Source organism: Mycobacterium novum, assembly GCF_010726505.1.
Lineage (GTDB): Bacteria > Actinomycetota > Actinomycetes > Mycobacteriales > Mycobacteriaceae > Mycobacterium > Mycobacterium algericum.
The window spans coordinates 4,024,806-4,043,429 of the sequence record NZ_AP022562.1 but is presented as its reverse complement, the minus strand read 5'-3'; the positions used below and the strand labels follow the sequence as shown (position 1 = coordinate 4,043,429).

The 18,624-nt window shown below is 69.4% G+C and carries 17 protein-coding genes; 4 read left to right on the top strand and 13 right to left on the bottom strand.

Going from position 1 to position 18,624, the window contains the following annotated elements:
* Positions 1-5: 5 nt before the first annotated feature.
* The 6 genes from G6N19_RS19070 to mutA form a co-directional block, all read right to left on the bottom strand.
* Positions 6-1,763: an AMP-binding protein gene (locus G6N19_RS19070; protein WP_193465443.1), complete on the bottom strand. Its 1,758-nt coding sequence runs from the start codon at positions 1,761-1,763 to the stop codon at positions 6-8.
* Positions 1,764-2,333: 570 nt separating this feature from the next.
* Positions 2,334-3,044, bottom strand: coding sequence for a thioesterase II family protein (locus G6N19_RS19065; protein ID WP_193465442.1), 711 nt, complete (start codon positions 3,042-3,044; stop codon positions 2,334-2,336).
* Between the two features lie 35 nt (positions 3,045-3,079).
* Positions 3,080-4,345 carry an esterase/beta-lactamase LipL gene (lipL, locus tag G6N19_RS19060; RefSeq protein ID WP_193465441.1) on the bottom strand — a complete coding sequence of 422 codons (1,266 nt, stop codon included), beginning with the start codon at positions 4,343-4,345 and terminating at the stop codon, positions 3,080-3,082.
* A 68-nt stretch (positions 4,346-4,413) separates the two neighbouring features.
* Positions 4,414-5,418 carry a methylmalonyl Co-A mutase-associated GTPase MeaB gene (gene meaB, locus G6N19_RS19055; RefSeq protein WP_193465440.1) on the bottom strand — a complete coding sequence of 335 codons (1,005 nt, stop codon included), beginning with the start codon at positions 5,416-5,418 and terminating at the stop codon, positions 4,414-4,416.
* On the bottom strand, positions 5,419-7,746 hold the full coding sequence (scpA, locus tag G6N19_RS19050) for a methylmalonyl-CoA mutase (protein ID WP_193465439.1): 2,328 nt from the start codon (positions 7,744-7,746) through the stop codon (positions 5,419-5,421).
* Between the two features lie 5 nt (positions 7,747-7,751).
* Positions 7,752-9,662 carry a methylmalonyl-CoA mutase small subunit gene (gene mutA, locus G6N19_RS19045; RefSeq protein ID WP_013829154.1) on the bottom strand — a complete coding sequence of 637 codons (1,911 nt, stop codon included), beginning with the start codon at positions 9,660-9,662 and terminating at the stop codon, positions 7,752-7,754.
* A gap of 164 nt (positions 9,663-9,826) precedes the next feature.
* Between mutA and G6N19_RS19040 the strand changes: the two genes are divergently transcribed.
* From G6N19_RS19040 to G6N19_RS19030, 3 genes are all read left to right on the top strand, one after another.
* Positions 9,827-10,588 carry a TVP38/TMEM64 family protein gene (locus tag G6N19_RS19040; protein ID WP_013829155.1) on the top strand — a complete coding sequence of 254 codons (762 nt, stop codon included), beginning with the start codon at positions 9,827-9,829 and terminating at the stop codon, positions 10,586-10,588.
* A gap of 2 nt (positions 10,589-10,590) precedes the next feature.
* Positions 10,591-11,067, top strand: a complete 477-nt coding sequence (locus tag G6N19_RS19035; protein ID WP_041319885.1) for a nitroreductase family deazaflavin-dependent oxidoreductase — start codon at positions 10,591-10,593, stop codon at positions 11,065-11,067.
* Between the two features lie 180 nt (positions 11,068-11,247).
* Complete coding sequence (locus G6N19_RS19030) at positions 11,248-11,946, top strand: aquaporin (protein WP_013829157.1); 699 nt, start codon at positions 11,248-11,250, stop codon at positions 11,944-11,946.
* A gap of 7 nt (positions 11,947-11,953) precedes the next feature.
* Here the strand turns inward: G6N19_RS19030 and G6N19_RS19025 are convergent, their stop codons facing one another.
* From G6N19_RS19025 to G6N19_RS19015, 3 genes are read right to left on the bottom strand one after another with little or no spacing between them, the layout of a single operon-like run.
* A complete protein-coding gene (locus tag G6N19_RS19025) occupies positions 11,954-12,337 on the bottom strand; it encodes a DoxX family protein (RefSeq protein WP_013829158.1) in 384 nt (127 codons plus the stop codon).
* Entirely contained in the window at positions 12,334-13,482 is a 1,149-nt protein-coding gene (locus G6N19_RS19020; protein ID WP_013829159.1) for an SPFH domain-containing protein, read from the bottom strand. The genes G6N19_RS19025 and G6N19_RS19020 overlap by 4 nt, the downstream gene beginning before the upstream one ends.
* A gap of 16 nt (positions 13,483-13,498) precedes the next feature.
* Positions 13,499-13,933, bottom strand: a complete 435-nt coding sequence (locus G6N19_RS19015) for an NfeD family protein (protein WP_013829160.1) — start codon at positions 13,931-13,933, stop codon at positions 13,499-13,501.
* 79 nt (positions 13,934-14,012) lie between these two features.
* Here G6N19_RS19015 and G6N19_RS19010 point away from each other — a divergent pair, with 79 nt between their 5' ends.
* Positions 14,013-14,849 carry a hypothetical protein gene (locus G6N19_RS19010; RefSeq protein WP_041318009.1) on the top strand — a complete coding sequence of 279 codons (837 nt, stop codon included), beginning with the start codon at positions 14,013-14,015 and terminating at the stop codon, positions 14,847-14,849.
* An 18-nt stretch (positions 14,850-14,867) separates the two neighbouring features.
* On the opposite strand, the gene G6N19_RS19005 is transcribed toward G6N19_RS19010, so the two are convergent.
* The 4 genes from G6N19_RS19005 to G6N19_RS18990 form a co-directional block, all read right to left on the bottom strand.
* Complete coding sequence (locus tag G6N19_RS19005) at positions 14,868-15,899, bottom strand: ferrochelatase (RefSeq protein WP_193465438.1); 1,032 nt, start codon at positions 15,897-15,899, stop codon at positions 14,868-14,870.
* An 11-nt stretch (positions 15,900-15,910) separates the two neighbouring features.
* A complete protein-coding gene (gene inhA, locus G6N19_RS19000; protein ID WP_013829163.1) occupies positions 15,911-16,720 on the bottom strand; it encodes an NADH-dependent enoyl-ACP reductase InhA in 810 nt (269 codons plus the stop codon).
* Positions 16,721-16,744: 24 nt separating this feature from the next.
* Positions 16,745-17,488 (bottom strand): 3-oxoacyl-ACP reductase FabG1, encoded by a 744-nt coding sequence (gene fabG1 / locus G6N19_RS18995; RefSeq protein ID WP_013829164.1) that lies wholly within the window; start codon positions 17,486-17,488, stop codon positions 16,745-16,747.
* A 98-nt stretch (positions 17,489-17,586) separates the two neighbouring features.
* Positions 17,587-18,594 carry a VWA domain-containing protein gene (locus tag G6N19_RS18990; protein ID WP_013829165.1) on the bottom strand — a complete coding sequence of 336 codons (1,008 nt, stop codon included), beginning with the start codon at positions 18,592-18,594 and terminating at the stop codon, positions 17,587-17,589.
* Positions 18,595-18,624: the final 30 nt, after the last annotated feature.

Below are 18,624 nucleotides of genomic sequence, written 5' to 3'. Positions count from 1 at the left end.
TCGCATCACACAGACCGAGCGGAAGTATCCAGTCGGTCGAATCCGTCCCGCTGGTAGATCTCCACGCAGCTGGAGCGGCGGATCTTGCCGCTGGTCGTGATCGGGATGGCGCCTTGCGGAACCAGAACCAGATCGCCGATCGCCAGGCCGTGCGCCTTCGACAGCGCGGCCGTGACCTTCCGCCTCACCTCGTTCAGCCTGTCGGCGACCTCCTCGTCCGAGCCCCCCTTGTTCTTGAACTCGGCGATCGTAACAAGCTGCTCCGACCTACTGTTCGATACGGATACCGCAGCGACACGCCCGCCGGTGATCTCCTGCACGGTGGCCTCGATGTCGTCCGGGTAGTGGTTCTTGCCGTCGACGATCAGCAGGTCCTTGATCCGGCCGACGATGTAGAGCTCGCCGCTGGAGATGACGCCGAGGTCGCCGGTCTTGAGCCAGGGGCCCTGCGGCGTGCCGGGCGACGGGTCGGCCAGCTTGCCGCCGAAGGTGCCCTCGGTGGCCTGCTGGTTGTGCCAGTAGCCGGCGGCCAGGTTGGGGCCGTACGCCCAGATCTCGCCGACCTTGCCCTCCGGGTTCTCGGTCTGGGTGTCGGGGTCCACGATGCGGACCGTGCAGGCCCGCGGCACACCGCAGCTGACCAGCTCGACGCCGCCCTCGGGTCCGCTCGGCTCGGCGATGCCGTCAGCGAGCTTGGTGTAGTCGAAGCGCGGGGTCGGTGGCGGGCTGCCCGGGGTGTTCGACGTCAGGTAGACGGTGGCCTCGGCCAGGCCGTAACCGGGCCGCAGCGCCGCCGGGTTGAGGTTGAACTTGGCGAACCGGTCGACGAGCCGGCGCAACGTCGCCGCGTGCACCCGCTCGGCGCCGAACGCAAAGGTGTGGACCTGACCCAGGTCGAGACCTGCCATGTCCTCGTCGGAGGTACGCCGGACGGCCAGCTCGTAGGCGAAGTTGGGTCCACCGGTGTAGGCGTTGGGATAACTGGCCACCAGCTGCATCCAGCGGGCCGGCTTGGCCAGGAACGCCATCGGGCTGAAGATCACCGCCTGGTGCCCCCCGACCAGCGGGAAGATGATGCCGCACATCAGGCCCAGGTCATGGTAGAAGGGCAGCCATGCCACCAGGGTGGTGTCGGCCGGCACCGTCTTGCCGCGGTCCTCGAAGGTGTCGGCGATCATCTGCCGCATGTTCTCGATCGCGTTGTGGTGGCCGACCATGACACCGGCGGGGGTGCGGGTCGAACCGGAGGTGTACTGGAGGAAGGCGATTTTGGTGTGCGCGGTGGTGGTGGGCGCCACCGGCGGCTCGGAGTCGAGGTCCAGCGCGTCGACCTCGATCACCACCGGCGGTTTCCCGCCCAGGTCACGGATCGAGTTGGCGATGTCGCCGACCGCCGCCGACGTGGTCAGGATCGCCGCCGGTGCGCAGTCGCGCAGCGCGGCCGAGACCCGCTCGTCGTGCGCGCCGAACATCGGCACCGGCAGCGGCACGGCGATCATTCCCGCCTCCAGCGCGCCGTAGAAACCGATGATGTACTCCATGCTCTGCGGGGCCAGCAGCGCCACCCGGTCGCCGGGCGAGGCACAGGTCGCCAACTCGGCGGCCACCACCTGCGCCCGGTCACGCAGCTGCGACCAGGTCACCGTCTCGCGGTAGCCCTCCGGGTCGACGTCGAAGTCGATGAAGGTGTACGCAGGCGCATCCGGCTTTTCCCGGGCACGGTCGGCCAACAGGCTCGGGATGTGCGATTGAGTAACCGGCATAGCGATGATTTCTCCTTGTGCTGTCAGGTCCGCGGACCTCACCTGCTCAGTAGTTCGGCCCCGTCCAGAGTCGTCACGTGTGGCGTCCGAACTGACGGTTTCGCTGCGCGGCGCCCCTGCACAGCGGAGGTATGCAATTGGATTAGCGACATTTGGGATGCTTCCCTGGGATCGGGTCCGGTGGGCAACGTGGCGCGGCCCGCTCAGCGCAGTGCTGCAGCCTCACCCGGGGCCGGTTGCCCGCCATGCCGGTCGAAGAGGAGGGCGGGTACGTCCGGTCGCCGAGATCGCGCGGCCCATGCGGCCGGAACGGGTGGTTCGACCATCGACACGGGTACCCCTTCTGGATGCTTGGAACCTACGCAAAAACTCCTTGGACCCCGACATCCCAGGCGTTTCCCTCCCGCGGAGGCTACCACGTAGGCACTGTTGACAAGGAATTTCTAGGTCCCATACAGCGCGAACAAGGCAGACCCGGCATGTTAGCGCAGAGATCGCTAACAGCACCAGCGGTCACACCGGTACCAACAGCAAACTCACAGTCAAGCCGGGCGTGGCCGCGCTCGCCGGTCATCGTTGGCAGTAGGCCGCCAGCTTCGCCTCGATGTCGCCGACCAGTTCCGGCAAGTGGTCGTTGAGGTAGAAGTGGTGGCCCGGCGCGGTGAACGTCCTGGCGCTGAACTCCGCGGTGGTGCGCTCGGCCCAGGGGGCCACCTTGTCGGCGGTCGCGACGTCGTCTTCGTCGCCGTGGAAAGCGACGATGGGGCACGACACCCGGGCCTCCGGCGGGCAGTCGTAGTTGGCGATGGCTTTCAGCCCGCGCAAGGTCGGGAGGATTTTCACCGCGAACTCCTCGTTCTCCAGGAACTCGGGGTTGACCCCGGTCATCTGGCTGACGGCCTCGAGCAGGCCGCGATCGGAGTCCCCGATGTTGTCGTACCCCGCCCGCCCCGGCGCCCCCGCCGCGGAGACGAACAACGCCGCGATCCTGGTGCCGTTCGCTTCGAATCGGCGAGCCACCTCGAAGGCCAGCAGGGCGCCCATGCTGTGGCCGAAGAAGGCGGCGCACTCGTCGGCCGGCGGAGCCAGCTTCTCGCAGACCCGGTCGGCGAGGTCCTCGATACTGGTGAAGGCGCCGAGGTCGTGGTTACCGCCCTTGCCGGGGTACTGCACTCCGATGCGTTTGACGTCGGTGGTGAACGCTTTGGAGAAGGGAAGGTAGTACTGCGGCGATCCGCCGGCGTGCGGGAAGATGTAGAGCTTCGGCGTACGGTCAGTCACTCGCGCAACATTAGCGGTCGCCGTCGGCCGCCCCGCTACCCGATTGCCGCCGCCGCGTCGCCGAACGGGGCTCCCAGCAGCGGGACCGCGTCGATTCCCCGCCGACGTCCACGCGCGACGGCGCGGCGGACCAGCGCGGCCACCCCGACGAACCCCGCATGATCCAGCGCCACGAACGGAGTCAGCAGCCGGTTGTGCACGAATCCGAACGCCAGCCCGGTCGCCGGATCGGCCCACCCCATCGAGCCGCCCAGCCCGACATGGCCGAAGCCGGGCATCACCTGGCCGAACGGGATCGCGTGATAGCCGAGGTGGAAGGCCAGCGGAACGCCGACGGTGCGGTCCCATTCGAGGGTGCGCCGACCGGTCAGACCGTCCACCAGCCGGCGCGACAGGAACCGGGCGCCGTCAAGCTGCCCGCCGTTGGCCAGCGCACCGTAGAGGCGCGCCAGTCCCCGTGCGGTGGCCACACCGTTGAGCGAGGCCGCCTCGGTGTCCAGGAACGGGACGTCGCCGCGCACGGTGTCCATCACCCCGGGGAAGTAGAACGCGCCGAATCCCCCATACGGCAGCATGGCGGCCGCCTTGGGTGCCACGAAGTCGACGATCGGGTTCCGCCGGCTGCGCTGCGGCATGATGATCTCCGCGGCGACGGTCGGGCAGGCGGCGGGCGGACGGCCCAGATGCAGGCCGTCGGTGTTCAGCGGCGCGGCCAGCTCGGCGCGAAACAGCTCACGCATGCCGGTACCGGTGACCGCCCGGGCCAGCCCGGACATCAGCCAGCCGTAGGTCAGCGCATGATAGGCGGGCTTGCCGAATTCGCGTCCCGGCGCCGCGGCCGCCATCCGGGCCTCCATCGTGGCGTGGTCGAGTAGGTCCGCCCTGCTGGCGCCCTGCAGATGGGTCAGCCCGACCCGGTGGCCCAGCAGCTGCCGGACGGTGATCCCGGCCTTGCCGTTGGCGCCGAACTCCGGCCAGTACTGCGCGACCGGCACGTCGTAGTCGATCAGGCCCCGGTCAACCAGGCGGTGGATGACCGTCGATGCGGCACCCTTGGTCGCCGAGAACACCATCGCGCCGGTGTCGACCGACCAGGGCACCCGGCCCGCGCGGTCCGACCACCCGGTCCACACGTCGACGACCGGCCGGCCGTCCAGGTACACCGCCAGGGCGCCGCCGCCGTAACGGCGACCGGGGAACATCGCGGCGAAAGCGCGCACGGCACAGGCAAAGTTCGGGTCGGCCGCGCCGTGGACGTTCGCCGGAAGCGCGTTGCGGCGAGCGCCGGGATGCTGCGTCATGGCTGGGAATCTACCTCGCGGCCGGTGCGCATAAGCCGTGTTACCGCGCGAGTCGGGGCCCGAGCCGGCTAATGCCAGATGGCGTCGAGGATTCGCTGGGCGGCCAGTGCGGGGGTCAGATCACCGCTGAGCACCTGCCGTTCGGCCTCGGCGCGCATCGCGCGCACCGCCGGGTCCGACAGCGCCCGTTCCAGCACCGCGTCGGCCACCAGCTGCCGGGTCCAGTCCACCTGCTGGGCGCGGCGCCGGGACTCGAATTCGCCGGCGTCGATCAAGGTCTGCCGGTGCCGCTCGATGGCGTCCCAGACTTCCGCCAGCCCGCTGCCCTCGACCGCGCTCATCGTCAGAACCGGTGGACGCCACAGGGTTTCACGCGGATAGATGAGCCGGATCGCGGCCGACAGCTCTCGCGCGGCCAGCCGCGCCTCGGCGAGATGCTCGCCGTCGGCCTTGTTGACCACCACGAGGTCGGCCAGCTCCAGCACACCCTTCTTGATGCCCTGCAACTGATCGCCGGTACGGGCCAGCGTCAAGAAGACGAAGGTGTCGACCATGCCCGCGACCGTCACCTCGGACTGGCCGACGCCGACGGTCTCGATGAGGATCACGTCGAAGCCGGCGGCCTCCAGCAGCACCACGGTCTCGCGGGTGGCCTTGGCGACGCCGCCCAGGGTGCCCGACGTCGGCGACGGGCGGATATAGGCGTCCGGGTGTGCCGCCAGCCGCTGCATCCGGGTCTTGTCGCCCAGGATCGAACCGCCGGTGCGCGTCGAGGACGGGTCGACCGCAAGCACCGCGACCCGGTGGCCGCGCTCGATGAGATGCATCCCGAGCGCCTCGATGGTCGTCGACTTGCCGACCCCGGGAACTCCGGTGATCCCCACCCGCCGGGCTGTCGAGTCCGGGTCCGCCTGCTGTCCGGGCGACAGCGCCAGCAGCAATTCCTGAGCCTGCTCGCGGTGATCGGCGCGGGTGGACTCGACCAGTGTGATGGCCCGGGGCAGCACGGATCGATCACCGGCGCGCACCGCGGCCGCCAAGTCGGCGACGCTGTCGCCCATGTTGTCAGCCATCTATTTCTGGTCTGCGACCGGTCCGTCCGGTCCGCCGAGCTCATCAAGGACCTCATCGAGGACATAGCCTCGCTGCGACGCGAGCGTCTGCAACAGGTCCGCGGCGGCGTCGGCGATCACCGTGCCCGGCGGGAAGATCGCGGTCGCCCCGGCGGCATAGAGCTCGTCGAAGTCGCCGGGCGGGATCACCCCGCCCACCACGATCATGATGTCGGGCCGGCCCACCTCGGCCAACGCGTCGCGCAGCGCCGGCACCAGCGTCAGATGCCCGGCCGCCAGCGATGACACCCCCACCACATGCACGTCGTTGTCGGCGGCCTGCCGCGCCACCTCGTCGGGGGTGGAGAACAGCGCGCCGACGTCGACGTCGAATCCGATGTCGGCGAACGCGGTGGCGATGACCTTCTGGCCCCGGTCGTGTCCGTCCTGCCCCATCTTGGCGATCAGGATGCGAGGCCGGCGGCCGTCGGCTTCGGCGAACTTCTCCACCAGGGCGGTTGCGCTAGAGATGTTGCTGCCCTTCCCGACTTCATCACGGTAGACGCCTGAGATGGTACGGATCTCGGCCTGGTGGCGCCCGTAAACCTTCTCCAGCGCATCGGAGATCTCTCCGAGGGTGGCCTTGGCCCGGGCGGCGTCGATGGCCAGCGCCAGCAGGTTGTTGCCCAGCCCGTCCTCCCCTTGTGGGCCGATAGGCCCTGAGAGCGCAGCCGCCCGGGTCAGCTCGGCCAGCGCCGCCTGGCAGGCCGCCTCGTCGCGTTCGGCGCGCAACTGCTCCAGTTTGGCCAGCTGTTCGGCGCGCACCCGGCTGTTCTCGACCTTGAGCACCTCGATCTCGGTGTCCTCGGCGACCTGGTACTTGTTGACGCCGATCAGCGGCTGGCGCCCGGAGTCGATGCGCGCCTGGGTACGGGCGGCGGCCTCCTCGATGCGCAGCTTCGGGATGCCGTCGCTGATGGCCTGGGCCATGCCACCGTGGGCTGCCACTTCCTCGATGTGGGCGCGGGCCCGCTGTGCCAGCTGGTGGGTGAGCCACTCCACGTAATAGGACCCGCCCCACGGGTCGATCGGCCGGGTGGTGCCCGATTCCTGTTGCAGCAGCAACTGGGTGTTGCGGGCGATGCGGGCGGAGAAGTCGGTGGGCAGTGCCAGCGCCTCATCGAGGGCGTTGGTGTGCAGCGATTGGGTGTGACCTTGGGTGGCGGCCATCGCCTCGATGCAGGTGCGGGCCACGTTGTTGTAGACGTCCTGGGCCGTCAGCGACCACCCCGAGGTCTGCGAATGGGTACGCAGCGACAGCGATTTCGGATTCTTCGGGTTGAACTGGGCGACCAGCTCACTCCACAGCAGCCGGCCGGCACGCAGCTTGGCGACCTCCATGAAGAAGTTCATCCCGATGCCCCAGAAGAACGACAACCGGGGCGCGAACTTGTCGATGTCCAGGCCGGCGTCCAGGCCGGCCTTGATGTAGTCCACACCGTCGGCCAGCGTGTAGGCCAACTCCAGATCGGCTGTGGCACCGGCCTCCTGGATGTGGTAGCCCGAGATCGAGATCGAGTTGAACTTGGGCATCTTCGCGCTGGTGTAGCCGAAGATGTCGGAGATGATCCGCATCGACGGCTTCGGCGGGTAGATGTAGGTGTTGCGGACCATGAACTCTTTGAGGATGTCGTTCTGGATGGTGCCGGCCAGCTTCTCCGGCGGCACTCCCTGCTCCTCGGCGGCCACCACGTACAGCGCCAGAATCGGGAGCACCGCACCGTTCATCGTCATCGACACGCTGACCGTGCTCAGGTCGATCCCGTCGAACAATTGCCGCATGTCGAGGATGGAATCGATTGCCACACCGGCCATTCCGACGTCGCCCTGCACCCGGGGGTGATCCGAGTCGTAGCCGCGGTGGGTGGCCAGGTCGAACGCCACCGACAGGCCCTTCTGCCCGGCCGCGAGGTTACGCCGATAGAAGGCATTGGAGTCCGCGGCGGTGGAGAAACCGGCGTATTGGCGGATCGTCCACGGCTGGTTGACGTACATCGTCGGATACGGCCCGCGAACGAACGGAGCCTCGCCGGGGAAGCTGTCCAGCGGATAGCCGTCGGCGAGCACGGCGGCGCGATCGGCGGCGGTGTAGACCGGCTTGACCGCGATGCCTTCCGGGGTATGCCACTCCAGCTGCTCGGGTGTGTAGCCGTGAGCGGCCGCGGCGGCCGCGACGTGCTCGGCGACGGCGGTAGCAGAGACTTCAGCCACCGGTGCGCTGTGCTGATCCCCGTGCAGCGCGACGTCAGCGAAGCTGCCGAGGGTGCTGTGTGAGGTGCTGGCGGTCATGGTTCTCAAGCCCCCAATCGGGTAAGTAGGTCCGACAACGCCTGCACCGCATCAATTTTCATGGTCAGGTAGTCGTCCGGCTTCGGGTCGGTGTCGGCGTTGGCCGCCAGTGCTTTCGCCGGTCCTGCCAGGTAGACCCGCTCGATCCCGGCGGAGCGGGCGGCTGCGATGATCCCGGCGGCTTCGGCGCCGTACCGGGCGTCGCTGCCACACACCACCGCCACGGTCGGCGACCCGGCCGGCAAGCCGGCGCGTTCCACTGCCGCTGCCAATCCGTCGGCGTCCACCGTGCCGGGGTTGACCACGTCGATGCCGCCGGAGGCCAGTAGGTTGGCGGCAAACGTCGTCCGGACGTTGTGCTCCGCCATCGGGCCCAGCGGCAACAGCAGCACCTGCGGCCGTGCGCCGGTGCGGGCCAGGTACGCGTCGGAGCGGTCGCGCAGCGCCTCGAACTGCGCGGCGTAGCGTCGCAACCCCGGCTGGGTGGCCTCGGTCGCCGATGGCGGCAACGGCGGCTCGGCCAGGTTGGGGTACTCGTTGACCCCGGTGATCGCGTTGCGCCGGTGCGCGATGTCCTCGGCCCGGGCCGCGGCGACGCCGGCGATCCGCTCGGCGATGTGTTCGCGGGCGGCTTCGAATCCCCCGAGCGCCTCGATCTCCTGGAACTGCCGCCACGCCTGTTGCGCCAGCTGCTCGGTGAGATCCTCGACGAACCAGGAGCCGCCGGCCGGGTCCAGCACCTGGCCCAGGTGCGATTCCTCGAGCAGCAGCAGCTGGGTGTTGCGGGCGATGCGCCGGGAGAAGGCGGCCGAGGCGCCGGGCTGGCCGCCGTTGATGGCGCTGTCGAACGGCCACACCAGGACGGTGTCCGCGCCGCCCACGCCCGCCCCGAACGCGGCCAGCGTGGTCCGCAGCATGTTCACCCACGGGTCGCGTTGCGTCATCATCGCCAACGATGTCTCGGCATGGACGACGGCGGCGCCGGCCTCCGGCGCCCCGGCCACCTCGGCCACCCGCGCCCACAGCTGGCGCGCCGCCCGGATTTTGGCGATCGTCATGAACTGGTCGTCGTCGGCGGCGAGCCGGAAACCGATCTGACCGATGGCGTCGGCGATCGGCAGGCCGGCGTCGGTGAGCGCCCGCAGGTAGGCAACCGCGGCCGCCAGGCCGGCGGCCAATTCGCCGGCCGCACCGGCGCCCAGGTTGTGCACCGCCGGCCCGTTGACGGCGATCGCGCGGACACCGCGGTTGCCGGCGGTGCGCGCCGCCACGGCGACCACCTCGTCGATCGCCGGAGCCGGCACCCCGGTCAGGGCGGCGATCAGCGGGTCGGCGCCCAGATCCAGCGACAGGTTGGCACGGTTGTCCGGGTCGAGACCGTCGACCAGCGCCAGCATGGTGTCGGCCGCGGCGGTGTAGTCACCGGCTCCGGCGCCATCGAGGAGCACCGGGACCAACTGCAGGTAGACGTCGTCGAAGACCCGCCGCAGCTCATCGGCCGGAACGCCGCCGTCGCCGACCCGCACCACCAGCGCGCTGACCCCTTCGGTCAGGGCGCCCAGCACCACACCGTTGACGTCGGCCCCCGTCGCCGGCCCGTTGCCGGGGAAACGCTCGGCGACCTTCCAGCCGCTGTTGACGTCGCGCAGCGCGTCGGCGCCACGCACGTAGGGCCACCGGCCGGGCAGCGGCTGCTCCGGCAGCGCATCGAAGCCGGTGTAGAGCGCCCGGATCGCGAAGCCGTCCGGCCCCGCTACCGGGGTGTCCAACAGCCGCTCGGGCTCGCCGCCGGTCTCGGAGTCGATATCGGCCGGTTCGCGGCGCGAGCTCTTGGCCAGCACCCCGGCCACCGCGGCACGCCAGCGGGCCCGGGCTTCCTCCATGCCGGCGGGTTCTGCGGACACGTCGATGGACACCGGCGACTCCTGTTATTACTCGTGAGTAACTGATGGATCGCTACTCGGCACGTGTTAACCAGGCTAAATGATGGCGCTCGACGGGTGCGGCGGAGGTGCGCCGGACGCCAAAACTGCCGTCGTGCGACGCAATTCGTTAACCATCGGGCCGTACCCTGAGGGCCGTGAAGACCGCCGCGACCGGAATCCCGCAGGCGCTGCGCAGCGCCTGGCCGGCACTGGTGACAATCGCCCGTCAGGTGGCGGTGTGGCGATTGGCGTTGACCACGGCGGTGATCGTGACCCTGGTCGCGGTGGCACTGCTGGTCCCGGTGCCCACCGCCGTGCAGTTGCGGGACTGGGCGCAGACGCTCGGCCCGTGGTTTCCGCTGGCGTTTCTGACCGCGCACACCGTGGTCACCGTGCTTCCGTTCCCCCGTACCGCCTTCACACTCGCCGCCGGCCTGCTGTTCGGGCCCTGGCTGGGCATCGTGCTGGCGGTGTCGGCCAGCGCGCTGAGCGCCGTGACGGCGCTGATCCTGATGCGGGTGTTCGGTTGGCAGCTGAGCCGGGTGGTGCGTCATCCGCGGATGCACTCGCTGGACGCCCGGCTGCGCGAGCGCGGCTGGCCGGCGGTGGTGTCGCTGCGGTTGATTCCGGCGATCCCGTTCTCGGTGATCAACTATGCCGCCGGCGCGTCGGCGGTGCGATTGCTGCCGTACACGGTGGCCACCCTGATCGGGTTGCTACCGGGCACTGCCGCGGTGGTGGTGCTGGGCGACGCCCTCACCGGCGATGTGAGCCCGCAGCTGTTCGCCGTGTCGGCGTGCACGGCCGCGGTCGGGGTGGCACTGCTGGTGTATGAAGTGCGCAGCCACCGCCGCCACCGGGGCGCCTGCGATACCAGCGCCACCACCGAGGCCGCCGAGCCGGCAGTGACGTGCTGAACATGTCCATCCTCGCCGAGGCCGCCAGCCGACTCCTGCGATCGAGGCGGCTGACGCGGGCGCCGATCTGGCTATACCGGGCACGCCTGGGCGGCCTGCTCGGGGGCCGGCTGCTGATGCTCGAGCACATCGGGCGCAATACCGGTGCGCGCCGCCACGTCGTGCTGGAGGTTCTCGAAGCCCGCGGCAATCCCGCTGACAGCTATGTCGTCGCCTCGGGTTTCGGAGACCGGGCCCAGTGGTTCCGCAACGTCACCGCCGACCCGCGGGTACGGGTCTACGCCGGTAGCCGGGCGCCCGCACCGGCGACCGCACGGGTATTGGATCAGCGCGAGGCGGACCGCGTGCTGGGCGACTACATCCGGCGACACCCCCGCACCTGGGAGCAGTTCAGCGCGGTGCTCGAACGGACGTTGGGCACCCCGGTCAGCGCGACCGACACGGCGCTGCCGATGGTCGAGCTGCGGCTGGACCGATGACCTGGCGCAACGCGTCCTGGCAAACAACACGAAGGCCTCCCCAATCCGGCAACAATTCGGTGTAAACCGGCATCCGCACATCGAGAAAATGTGTAAGCCCCCGTTAAAGTATTCGTTGGTGTCATGTGCCGGTACGGCACGAATTCGAGCGGTGCTCGACGGAGCGAAGGGACCGGATCAATGGCTGATCGGAACGCCGCGGTGCGCAAGTATTTGACTGAAATGATCGGCACGTTCGTTTTCATGTTCGCGGTGATCGGCATCGTGCTGGGCGGATCCGAATGCGTCGCCGCCACCGCACTGGGCATCGGTGCTGTGCTGATGGTGATGGTGTACGCCAGTGGGCATATATCGGGAGGCCACCTGAACCCAGCGGTGTCGATCGCCGCCTATTTGCGGGGCGCGCTGCCATTGGGCGATCTCGGGCCCTACATCGTTGCCCAGTTGGTTGGCGCCCTCGCCGCATTCGGAGTGGGATTCGGGCTGTGGCACGACAAGTACTCCACCGGCACCCTTGATCTGAGTGGGGCCGTCTGGCCGGCATTCCTGGCCGAATTGGTGTTCACATTCGCGCTCTGCTACGTGGTGCTGCACACCGCAACCAGCAAAGACAGCGCCGGCAATAGCTTCTACGGCCTGGCGATCGGTTTCATCGTGACGGTCGGGGTGGTGGCGGTCGGCGCCATCTCCGGTGCCGCGTTCAACCCGGCCATCACCTTCGGGCTGATGCTGTCGGGCGTCTTCGCCTGGAAGTTCCTCTGGGTCTACCTGCTGGCCCAGGTGCTCGGCGCGGTTGTGGCCGCCTACGCCTACAAGGCCACCAGCCTCGACGACCACACCGCCCCCCGCCACGAACACACCGCCGCCCGCAGGGGTTGACGACTCGTTACGGCTCCAGGGCCCGTACGCCGCTGCTCGCGGTATGCGGGCCCTGCACCGTCATGACGGCGAACACGGCCAGCAGCAGCACCGCTGGAACGATGTTCGCCGCGCGGTTGCGTACCCACAGCTGGATGCCGAGCGCCCCGGCGAAATACGCCGTCAGCATCGCGGTGGTGGCGCGGGCGACACCCGGGAAGCGGAACACCGATCCCAGTCCCAGCGCGGCGGCGGCCTTGGCCACCGGAACGGCCCAACGGACCTCGGGCGGGATGCGCATGGCATCCATGTTCTTGGCGACATAGGGCACCGGGATCGCCGATGCCACCGCATCACCCGCCAGGAACGCGGCCAGCGCCGCGTAGGTGGGCCTGGCGGTCAGCGCGCTCACGCCATGCCGGGATCGAGCTGGGGCGGCAGTATCGCCCCCTCGACCGGCTTGCGCGCATCGGCCTCGGCCTTGGCGACCGCCTGGGCGATCGCCGGGTCGGTCTGGGTGGTGAACCAGTCGGCGACCTCTTCGCTGTCGTCTTCCGGACGCGCCGGGGTGTCGTCGACCGGCGACGGCTGGTAGCGGAAGACGCCGTCCTCGTCCGGTGCTCCCAGCAGCTTGGTGAAGCCCTGCAACGCGCTGCCGAAGTCGCTGGGCACCACCCAGACCTTGTTGGCCTCACCGCGGGCCATCTCCGGCAGCACCTGCAGGTACTGGTAGGCCAGTAGCTCGGGCGTGGGCCGGCCGGCCTTGATCGCCGCGAAGGTCTTCTCGATGGCCTTGGCCTGGCCCTGCGCTTGCAGGTAGGCCGCGGCCCGCTCACCCTGGGCCCGCAGCATCCGGGATTGCCGCTCACCCTCGGCAGCCAGGATCGACGCCTGTTTGGCGCCCTCGGCGGTGAGGATCTCGGCTTGCTTCTCCCCCTCGGCCTGTTTGATCGCGGCTTCCCGCTGCCCCTCGGCGGTGAGGATCATCGCTCGCTTCTCCCGGTCCGCCTTCATCTGCTTCTCCATCGATGCCTGGATCGAGGGCGGCGGATCGATGCTGCGGAGCTCCACCCGGGCCACCCGCAGTCCCCAGCGGCCGGTCGCCTCGTCGAGCACACCGCGCAGTTGGCTGTTGATCACCTCACGCGAGGTCAGCGTCTGTTCCAACGTCATCCCGCCGACGACGTTGCGCAGCGTGGTGGTGGTCAGCTGCTCGACGCCGACGATGTAGTTGCTGATCTCATACACCGCGGCCTTGGGGTTGGTGACCTGGAAGTAGACGACGGTGTCGATGTTCAGCGTCAGGTTGTCCTCGGTGATCACCGGCTGCGGGGGGAATGACACCACCCGCTCACGCAGGTCGATGCGGGCGCGCACCCGATCGATGAACGGCACCAGCAGGGTCAACTGGCCGCTGACCGTGCGACTGTAGCGGCCCAGGCGTTCGATCACCGCCGCCTCCGCCTGGGGAATCAGCGCCACCGATTTGGCGACTACGATCGCCGCGAAGATCACCAGTACCGCCAGCAACACCAGGCCGGTCGTAGCGCCTTCCATGAGCACTCCCCTTTCTCTACAAGACCTTGCTGACCACCGCGGTGGCCCCGTCGATGTGCATCACGGTGACCTGCTCGCCCGGCTCGAAGACGTCGCCGTCGGTCAGCGGGCGCGCCGTCCACACCTCACCGTCGAGCTTCACCTGGCCGCCGTGTTGTTCGACGCGGTCGAGCACCAGCGCGGTCTTGCCCTGCAGGGCCCGCACCCCGGTCTCAGCGCCCGCACCGGCCCACAGTCGCCGCCGCAAGGCGGGGCGCACCAGCACCAGCAGCAGCACCGAGACCACCAGGAAGACCGCGCCGTCGGTCCACAGCGGCCAGTTCGTCAGCCAGCTGGCCCCGGCCGCCGACAGCGCCCCGCCGGACAGCATCAGCAGGAACATGTCGCCGGTGAGCGCCTCGGCACCGGCGAGCCCGAGTGCGAAGACCAACCAGACCAGCGCAGCCGACATGCGGCCAGGATAGCTTGAGAATCACCCGCAGCCGTGCGGACCGGGGCGGGCGGCTCCGACAACTACACTGCCTTGCATCATGTGGTGCCCGAGTGTCTCCCTATCGGTGTGGGCCAACGCCTGGCTTGCCGGCCAGGCGGCGCCCGACGATCTGTTGGACGCACTATCGGCTTGGGCGCCAGTGCAATCGGTGGCCGCTTATGACGCGATCAGCATCGGTGAGGCCGGGTGGGCCTGGTCCGGCGGGCACGACGCAGGCGCGGCCTCCTTGCTGCAGCTGGTGCGCGGGGCGGCCGCCCCGGCAGCCGGGTCGGCCATCCAGCCGGTGTTTCCGGTTCCCGGCGACGTGCGCGGGCTGCCGGCCGGAACCGTGTTCGCCCGTGAGGCTGTGGTCGCCGGCGAGGGGGTGCTGATCGGGGGCCCGGATTCCGCAACTGCGGTCGGACTGGTGCCGCTCTACGTCGAAGACGGCGACTCCCCCGGCGAACCCGTGACCGAACTGTCGTGGACGGCCTACCCGCTGACCGTGATGCCGGTCACCGAGCACCACGACCTCGGTGACGCCGAGTATGCATTGCGGTCGGCGGTACGAACAGCCGCCGGGGCGTTGGGGTCGACCGGTTCACGCTGGGCCGACTACGGCGTCGAAGACCCCCGCCTCCAGGTCGAACAGATGCTGGAAGCCGCTGCGCTGCACCGCGTTCCAGATCACGCGCCGACGCGCGCGGTGCGGGTGCTGCAAAGTGCCGCCCATGTCGAGGCGATCGTCACGGTCAGCGCCGATCTGCTCACCGCCACCGCGTACTCCTCGAGCGCGGTGCAGAGCGCGGTCGACGCCGTGCGGCCGCTGGCCGCGGTGGTGCGCTCGGCGCGCAGCGCCGCGGTGACCGCGATCCTGCAGTCGGCCTGGCGGTAGCTCTGCGGCGGCGACCCGCTAGCGAACCGGGGGTGCCACGGCCACGGCGCAGTGCGCCGCCCCGCACGGCGCCCCATCGACACCGAATCCGCAGCCCAGCCCGGCCGGTCCGGCAAGCCGCTGGGGTGCGCCGCCGTCGCGCAGTTCCTCGATGAGCCCACGCGCCAGGCGGGCCAAGCGGCGATCCGCGTTCGGGGTGCTCGCGCGGGCGTAGGCTAGCCCGGCGGCCTGCGCCTGCAAGCGCACTTCGTGGTCGAGGTCCCACAGCACCTCGATGTTGTCGCTGAGAAATCCGATCGGGCAGACGATCACCGCCCGCACCCCCGCCTCGGCCAGGGCAGCCAGGTGGGCTTCGACGTCGGGCTCCAGCCAGGGCACCTGCGGCGGCCCGGAGCGCGACTGCCACACCTGGTCGTATTCGGGGTATCCGGCCGCGGCGGCGACCAGGGCGGTGGCATGGGCGACCTGGCGGCTGTAGAGCCGCGGACCGTAGCGTTCATCGGCGGCCACCGGGATCGAGTGCGCGGTGAACACCAGCCGCGCGGTATCGCGCAAGCCGGCGGGCAGCGTCTCGGCGGCGGCGGAGATCGCCTCGGCGAACATCGCCACGAACAGCGGGTGGTCGAAGTACTGGCGCAGCTTCACCAGTTCTGGGGCCCGCTCCCCGACCGCGCGGCGCGCCCGGGCGATGTCCTCGGCGTACTGCTCGCAGCCGGAATACCCGCCCCAGGCCGAGGTGGCGAACACCGCGGCGCGGCGGATGCCGTCGGCAGCCAGCTGGGCGACGGTGTCCTCAATGTAGGGATCCCAGTTGCGGTTGCCGAAATACACCGGCAGTTCCGGCAATTCGGCGCGCAGTGCGTCGACCAGCGCCCGGTTGATCGCATTGATCGGCGACACCCCGCCGAAATGCCGGTAGTGCTGCGCGACGGCATCGAGCCGGGCCGGCGGCACACCGCGCCCCCGGGTGACGTTCTCCAGGAACGGCCGGACCTGCTCGGGTCCCTCGGGCCCGCCGAAGGACAGCAGCAGGACGGCGTCCAGGTCCATCCGAAATCCGGTTAGAGCAGCTGGGTGTGGGCGCCGCCGTCGGCGTAGACGACCGTGCCGGTGGTGGCTGGCAGCCAGTCCGACAGTAGTGCGCAGACGGTCTTGGCCACCGGGGCGGGATCTTTCATGTCCCAGCCGACCGGGGCACGCTGATCCCAGCCCTCTTCGAGCAGCCGGATCTGCTCGCCGGCGCCTTCGCCGAGCGCGCCGCCGACGATGGCGCTCATCGCCAGGGTGCGGATCGGGCCGGCCGCAACCAGATTCGATCGCACCCCCTGCGGCCCGGCCTCCCGCGCGACGAAGCGGTTCACCGACTCCAGCGCGCTCTTGGCCACCGTCATCCAGTTGTAGGCCGGCATCGCCCGGGTCGGGTCGAAGTCCATGCCGACGATCGACCCGCCGGGGTTCATGATCGGCAGCGTCGCCTTGGCCAGTGAGGCATAGGAATACGCCGAGATGTGGATGCCCTTGGCGACATCCTCGTACGGGGCGTCGAAGAACGGGTTGACGCCCATGCCGGTCTGCGGCATGAACCCGATCGAGTGCACCACGCCGTCGAGCTTGTTGCCCTCCCCGATCACCTCGGTGATCCGGTCGGCCAGCGTGTCGAGGTGCTCGGTGTTCTGCACGTCGAGCTCGAGCAGCGGCGCGGGCTCGGGAAGCCGGTCGATGATGCGCTGGATCAGCCGCAGCCGGTCGAAGCCGGTGCACACCAGCTGCGCGCCGGCCTCCTGGGCCTGTTTGGCGATGTGGAACGCGATCGAGGAGTCGGTGATGATCCCGGTGACCAGGATCCGCTTGCCTTCGAGAATGCCTGCCATGTCAGTCCTTTTCACTCGGGGGCGTCAGTGGCCCATGCCCATGCCGCCGTCGACGGGGATCACCGCGCCGGCGATGTAGCCGGCGTCCTCCGACGCCAGGAAGCTGACCGCACCGGCGACCTCTTCGGCGGTGCCGACGCGCTTGGCGGGGATGAACTCCAGTGCACCGGCCTGAATTCGCTCGTCGAGCGCGCGGGTCATCTCGGTGTCGATGTAGCCGGGCGCGACGACGTTGGCGGTGACGCCCGCCTTGGACAGTTCCCGCGAGATGGAGCGGGCCATGCCGATCAGACCGGCCTTCGCGGCGGCATAGTTGGCCTGGTTGCCGATGCCCCACATGCCCGACACCGAACCGATGAAGATGATCCGGCCGAATCGCTTGCGCTGCATGCTGCGGCAGGCGCGCTGGGCCACCCGGAACGCCCCGGTCAGGTTGGCGTCGATGACCTCGGTGAAGCGTTCCTCGGTCATGCGCATCAGGAAGGCGTCCTTGGAGATGCCGGCGTTGGACACCAGCACCTCCACCGGGCCCTGGTGCTCCTCGACCTCCTTGAACGCCCGGTCGACGGCCTCGTTGTCGGTGACATCGCACACCACCCCGAACAGTCCTTCCGGCGCCCCGGAGCCGCGGTGGGTCACCGCCACCTTGTGGCCGTCAGCGGCCAGTCGCTGCGCGATCGCCAATCCGATGCCCCGGTTGCCGCCGGTGACCAGCACCGAACGGGGAACGAACGGGGGCTTTGCTGCGGACGTTTCGCTGTCAGTCACCGGCATAACCTATCGAATCGACCCGTTGACGCTGCGCTGAGGGCGTGCGCTACTCGCACTTTTGCGCCGTGAGCGCAGAATCAACGGGGTGTCCGCCGTCAGGCGGGCAGCCGCCGGTTCAGCAGCAGCGCGGCCAGCCCGGCCAGCGCCAGGATGAATGAGCCCAGCCGCAGCCAGCCGGTGCTGGCGTCGCCGCGGATGGTTTCGAAGCCGATCTGGTCCTGCAGGGTCGCGTAGACCTCTTTGAGCTGGGCCAGGCTCGAGGCGGTGTAGGCGCTGCCGCCGGACAGGTCGGCGATCTTCTTCAGCGAGTCGTCGTCGACGGGCACCGGCTGGCGCTGCTCGTTGATCTCGACATAGCCGTAGGCGGTGCCGAACGAGATGGTCGAGACCGGGACGCCCTGGTCCTTGGCGGTACGCGCCGCGGTGAACGACCCCTTGGGATTGTCCGGGTTGGACGGCACGGTCTCCTTGCCGTCGGACAGCAGCACGATGCGGGCCGGCGGTGGGGTGTCCCCGCCGCCGATGACCGCTCCCACGGTGGCGATCGCCTGCAGCGCGGTGAAGATGCCCTCCCCGGTCGCGGTCCGGTCGGCCAGCTGCAGCTTGTCGATGGCCGCCTTGGTGGCCTCCCGGTTGGTGGTGGGCGAGGTCAGCACGGTCGCCGTGCCGGCGTAGGCGATCAAGCCCAGGTTGATGCCGGCGGTGAGCTCGTCGGCGAACTGCTTGCCGGCCTCCTGCGCGGCGGCCAGCCGGCTGGGTTCGACGTCGGTGGCGCGCATCGACTGGGACACGTCGATCACCAGCATCACCACCGCGCGGTTGCGCGGGATCTTCACGTCGTGGGTCGGGCCGGCCATGGCGACGGTGAACAGCAGCAGCGAGCTCACCAACAGGACCGCCGACAGGTGCCGCCAGCGGGTGGGCGACTTGGGGGCCACGCTCTCCAGCAGCTCCATGTTGGCGAACCGCAGGATCCGTCGCTGCCGCGCCACCTGCATCAGGATGTAGAGCGCGACCAGGCCCATGACGACGAACAGGAACAGGAAGAACCATGGGTGAGCGAAGCCGGACAGTGTCATCGGCCCGAGTAGCGGCAATGTCATAGCAGACCTGTCTTTTGGCCGGCGAGCAGT